The sequence below is a fragment of the Crocosphaera sp. Alani8 genome (genome assembly GCF_038442745.1).
GTDB lineage: Bacteria > Cyanobacteriota > Cyanobacteriia > Cyanobacteriales > Microcystaceae > Crocosphaera.
The window spans coordinates 1-5,192 of sequence record NZ_JARVCN010000231.1 but is presented as its reverse complement, the minus strand read 5'-3'; the positions used below and the strand labels follow the sequence as shown (position 1 = coordinate 5,192).

At 38.7% G+C, this 5,192-nt stretch carries 3 protein-coding genes; 2 read left to right on the top strand and 1 reads right to left on the bottom strand.

The window, feature by feature from the left end; genetic code table 11:
- Positions 1-316 precede the first annotated feature (316 nt).
- Complete coding sequence (locus P9B04_RS13835) at positions 317-664, bottom strand: hypothetical protein (protein ID WP_342055572.1); 348 nt, start codon at positions 662-664, stop codon at positions 317-319.
- Positions 665-831: 167 nt separating this feature from the next.
- Between P9B04_RS13835 and P9B04_RS13830 the strand changes: the two genes are divergently transcribed.
- Both P9B04_RS13830 and P9B04_RS13825 read left to right on the top strand, forming a co-directional pair.
- On the top strand, positions 832-1,047 hold the full coding sequence (locus P9B04_RS13830; protein WP_342055571.1) for a helix-turn-helix domain-containing protein: 216 nt from the start codon (positions 832-834) through the stop codon (positions 1,045-1,047).
- A gap of 916 nt (positions 1,048-1,963) precedes the next feature.
- On the top strand, positions 1,964-5,164 hold the full coding sequence (locus P9B04_RS13825; RefSeq protein WP_342055570.1) for a plasmid replication protein, CyRepA1 family: 3,201 nt from the start codon (positions 1,964-1,966) through the stop codon (positions 5,162-5,164).
- The last annotated feature ends 28 nt before the right edge of the window (positions 5,165-5,192 follow it).

The window sequence follows — 5,192 nt, the reverse complement described above, 5'->3', positions numbered from 1 at the left end:
TGCCTCTTTTCGTCATCTGGTAAGGCTTTCAGGTATTCGTGTCCCCACGCCAGGTAATTTCATTATGATGTCTCTGTAGAATCATCGTTAACTAGCCGTTATTGTTAGTAATTAAATCAATTTTAGGCAAATCTTTTGAGGTGGTGATAAGCATCAGGTAAAAACTGGGAATGATAGGAATAAGCAGCCCAATTGAGATGCTCAATCATTCAGGGAAGTGTGTTAATTCTTCCCTGCCTTTCCTTTTCGCTGGATGTAAAGATTTATGACATTTTTCTATGATTGATTAGGGGGACTTATCCCCCTTTTCTTTGTCCTAAAATTCTGCGTTAGGACAACAATGGTTAAAATCCAGAATATAAAAGCCTAAAAATTGTTGTTTAAACTGTTCAAAGGCTTTTATGACAGCTTTTCGAGTAAATTCAGGGACAACTAAACTGATGACTCGTTCTTGCTTCGGACAAATAACACCATCTTCATCAATCTCTAATTCATGACTGCATAGGGTTACTGCAACTTCAATAGGATTGTGTTGTTGTTGTTGGAGAGAGCGATCGCAAGTATTGGTATGAGGATGAAAAGTATGGGGGATTTTCCCGAAATGCTCTGCTTTCGGGTATGGTTGCAATGCCGAGTTGGATTGCTCTAAGGTGAATTGTGTCATGATTGAAAATAATTAAAGATGTTTAAGAACCGAGAAACTGGGGTTTCTTGGTTTCTTTTTCTTGACCGTTAATATTTTAATACTAAGTTTTAAATGGTGTCAAGTTTTTAATATCAAGATTTTTCTGTTATTATATTGATATCAATATCTTTATGGGGAAGATACCGATGAGTCAAATTGCCGAATTAAGAGAAGCAAAGGGGTTAACTCAATCTCAGTTAGCCAGAGCCATTGACGTAGATATTTCGACAATCCGAAATCTAGAAAGAAACCGTAGTGGGATTCAGGCAATTGAGAGAGTTATTCAACTTTGTGAAATTCTAGAATGTGAAGCAAAAGACCTAATCAAATATGTAGAGGCTGAAGAAACTGGAGAAAATTAAAACATAGATTATGGTGGCCCTGGTTGTAGCGAATCTGATGGTGTCACAAAACATCATAATTACCCAAGCTGGTTTAAGACTTGTTCGTAGTAGGGATCTGATCTATATTTAAGTTATTCGTGAAAATAGGATCGTTAATGTACAGCAGATATTGTTCACGTAAAGAATCTTCTAAAAACCCTGAAACGCCGATCTTCATTGGGGAATGGGACTCGACGTTTCATCACGAAGGTTCTTTCTGTGAAATCTCTGCACTAACCAAAAGGAGGTAGTTATGAGATAAGAAAGAGATTGAATTTTTAGCCACGGTGGTAATCAACCGCAATGACTCTATCATAAAGAATCTTTGCGGGATACACAACCCTTGTGTCAAAAAATAATCATTGTGACTAATAAACAGAGAATTGGTTTATCAATCCTGACTCTGGTTAAATTGACTTTTTTATCTTCTATAAACTCATCCTTTTGTGCCTTTAAACCACGAGAAAGGAGTAGGACAATGCACCCGAATTTAGACACCGTGACCACCCAAGGGGACAATGTAACTAACAATCATTCAGGAATATCTATGCTTTTATTAATAAGCATAGACGGGCTTGGGTATTCAATTCAGTCTCATTAGAAAAGACTGGGGATGCTCTGTCCATGATGACTGCTACTGAATAAGCGGACAGCTCAATGACTGGTGAGTGAACATCCACCAGCAGACAAATATATTCATTTTTTATCTTAGTTGTCCGAACTTAGTTTTACCAAGTAAGCAATCATAACAGTGCATCTCCAGTCGGACAAAAATGACTTTTGGAGATATTTATGAAAGCTATACATAGTCTGCTATTAAGCGGATTTAAAATTGATGGAAAAAATTTCCTAAAATCCATCATTAACTTCCCTATATCACAGTTAGGGAGTACCTATGACCTGGATTAGATATAATCGCCACACTCCCTGTCCAGTATGTAACGGCGATCGCCCTGACTGTCGCCAAAACACAACAACCGGCCTCATTCACTGTCGCAGCAACGAAGCCAACCCCAAAGACTACGTTTATCGTGGTCAAGACACCTGGGGATTTAATTTATGGGCATATAAACCCGATGCAGATGCTTGGACTAAAACAGTCACCAGTCGCCAGTCGCCAGTCACCAGTGACTCTTGGACAAACCCTAACAGTCAAACAGAGGTAAATCCTCGGTATCTAGTGGTTAAGGAGGACTTGGAAACAAGGGAGAGGGAGAGTTTAGAGAAGCTGCTGCCTATCCCAGAACGAGATAAGGTAATTAGGGAAATATTGGGGCAATTAGAGTTAAACGATCGCCATAGAGAGCAACTCAGAGGTCGTGGAATAAGCGATCGCGAAATCAATGACGGAAACTACCGTAGCATAACCCAGTGGCAAACATTAAGAAAACCTGTAGATATTAGATTATCGGGTGTGAACCAATGGGGGGACAAACTCAACAACCCCTGTGATGGCATTCTTATCCCAGTACAAGACGAAAACGGACTGTACACCGGACTAAGAATCAATAACCTTAACCCAGAAAGCAACGGGTCAGGCAAATACCTGTGGTTATCGTCAAAGAATTCGAGGGGCATACCCATCGACCTTCCATCGGGAGAACTCCCCATCGCGGTGTATATGCCTCCTGAAGCACCTCAAAAGGAAATAATAGGGTTTACTGAGGGTTTAGAATATAAACCCCTTCTAGCGTCATTAAACGTGGGGATTCCAATTATAGGAGCTAGTGGTGGAAACTTTGGCAGTAGTAGTGAGGCAATAGAAACTGCGATCGCGTCTATCAAAGAGAAATACAAATGGGAAAACCCCGAATTTGTCTTGTACTCGGATGCAGGAAGTGCAGCGAACCCCAGTGTCAGTCGTCAATATGAAAAACTAGGGGATTTTATTCCCAACCTCAAAGTGGCTGATTGGGGACAATTAACTAATAAAGAAGCCCTAGATATTGACGAGATTGATGTTGATGAAAACCCCATTAATTATCTAAGTATGGGGGCATTTTTAGAGAAAGCAAGATGGTGTAAATATAAAGACAAAACCCTAAAAGCATGGATACTAACGAAGAAATTTACTCCAACGTTGAAAGTAAAACAAGAATTTATTGATTTGCCAAAGCCAGAGAATAATACAATGTTCTTAGTAAAAAGTGGACTAGGAACAGGCAAAACGACTCTATTGGTAAAATGGTTAAAAACAGAATGGTCTGATTATGGAGGTATCAACTTAGGATACAGAAACACCTTACTAATGCAATTTTGTGAGAAGTCGGGATTTGTCCATATTCATAATTGTTCGTCATGGGTAGATATATCAGCCCCCACAGCAATAGTGGCATCTTGTGTGGATAGTCATCTGCGATTTAACCCCGATGATTTTGAAGGGAAAGTGTTAATAATTGATGAGGTAGTTTCCGTACTAAAGCATTTATTATTCAGTAGTACAGTAGGAGAAAGAGGACGAGCGATCGCCTTATTTATAGAAGGAATAAAAAGAGCAAGGGTTGTGGTAGGATTAGATGGGAACTTGTCAGATATGTACTGCGATTTCTTTGAGGAATGTGACCCATCAAAAAAAGTAATAAAAGTAGAAAACACTTACAAAGGAAAGAAACCAGAATTAATCTTATTAGAGGGAACAATCAAAGATGAAAACCTCAGAAAACGGGATAATTCACCTTGGTTATATGACCTCCTGAACAGTTTGGATATGTTACCAGTAGTAGCCAGTGATTCCCAGATATTATTAGAGGCGATCGATGAGATTTACCAAGACCAAGGGTTAGTGGGATTAAGGATAGATTCGACCACCATTGATAGTAAGGAAGTGCAAGAGTTCCTCAAAGAACCTGCACAATGGATAAGAGAAAATGAACCGCAGTATGTATTATTTAGTCCGAGTTGTGAAAGTGGTTTAGATGTAGCCATAACGGATTATTTTAGTCATTTCTTTGGGTTATTTTTTGGAGTATTAGATGCAGATTCGATTACCCAGATTATAGCTCGTGTCAGGGATGTGGACTTAACTCGTTATTTATGGGTAATGCCTTATGTGAAAGCAGATAACCCTGATAGTATCAAAACCCCTTTGGTAGATAGTTTTAAATATTATTATAATCAAAGGTTAATACGAGACTTGGATTTGGTCATGGCGGGACAGATAAGCTCAGAAGAGATAATGAGGGAAGTATTAAGTTATATGACTTTAGCCCAAGCCAGTCCAGAACATCAATTAAGTCAGCGCATTCAAACGATGATTTATTATGAGAAAAGTTACTTACGAGAATGCGTTTACTGGTTACTGGAACAACAAGGTTATGATACGTCTAATAGAGTAGCTCCCGTTTTAGATGAGGGATTTAGGGAGACTTCTAAAAAGGTATCAAAAGAAAAGAAAAAAGTTAAAAGACGTAAAAGTAAAGATATCTTTAATAGCTCAGATAAGTACATCGGAAACCCATCAATATTATTAAAGTGGAATGCTTCATGGGCAGAAAGATGTGCATTAATAAAAGCTATAATAGAGGATAAATTACCAGGAATAACTAAACACATAGTTTGGTCAGAGGATTTTATTTATCAGATACAATTTCAGTTTCCTAATCTCTTCTACCAACTAGAAGATAGGTACTACCTGGATAATCTAGAGAAATGTCTTGAGCGATCTCAAAGGATGTACCACAGGCAACTGGTAAAAGGGCGTACCCGTAAGAAATTAACCCCCTGGAAACTCAACTCTCGTTACCAACGGTTATGGACTTTAAGAGAAGTGGGCATTCATGAGCTTATTCATAATCATTATGATGTTGAGTTAACCACAGAGCATCCAGTGGTCAAGGAAATTATGGCCAAGTGTGGCCAGAAGAAAAATTGGATCTCGTTGGGCAAAAAACCCCATCAGGACACCATTAAATATTTAAAATGGTTATTGGGACAAATTGGCTATACTCTACGTTCCCAACAAAAAAGGAATGAGCAAGGTGAGGCAGTACGAGTTTACAAGTTAATGTCCATACCCCATGAAGATGTAGCTCGTTATGTAGGCCCAATGATGGAAATCATTGCTCAAAAATACAGGGCAAACGCATCTAAAATATGAGCAAAATTAGGGTATAATAAGGTCAGAA

Bases quoted from the DNA above. Each gene is read 5' to 3' on its own strand.
- P9B04_RS13835 (WP_342055572.1), bottom strand. From the start codon at position 664: ATGACACAATTCACCTTAGAGCAATCCAACTCGGCATTGCAACCATAC.
- P9B04_RS13825 (WP_342055570.1), top strand. From the start codon at position 1,964: ATGACCTGGATTAGATATAATCGCCACACTCCCTGTCCAGTATGTAAC.
- P9B04_RS13830 (WP_342055571.1), top strand. From the start codon at position 832: ATGAGTCAAATTGCCGAATTAAGAGAAGCAAAGGGGTTAACTCAATCT.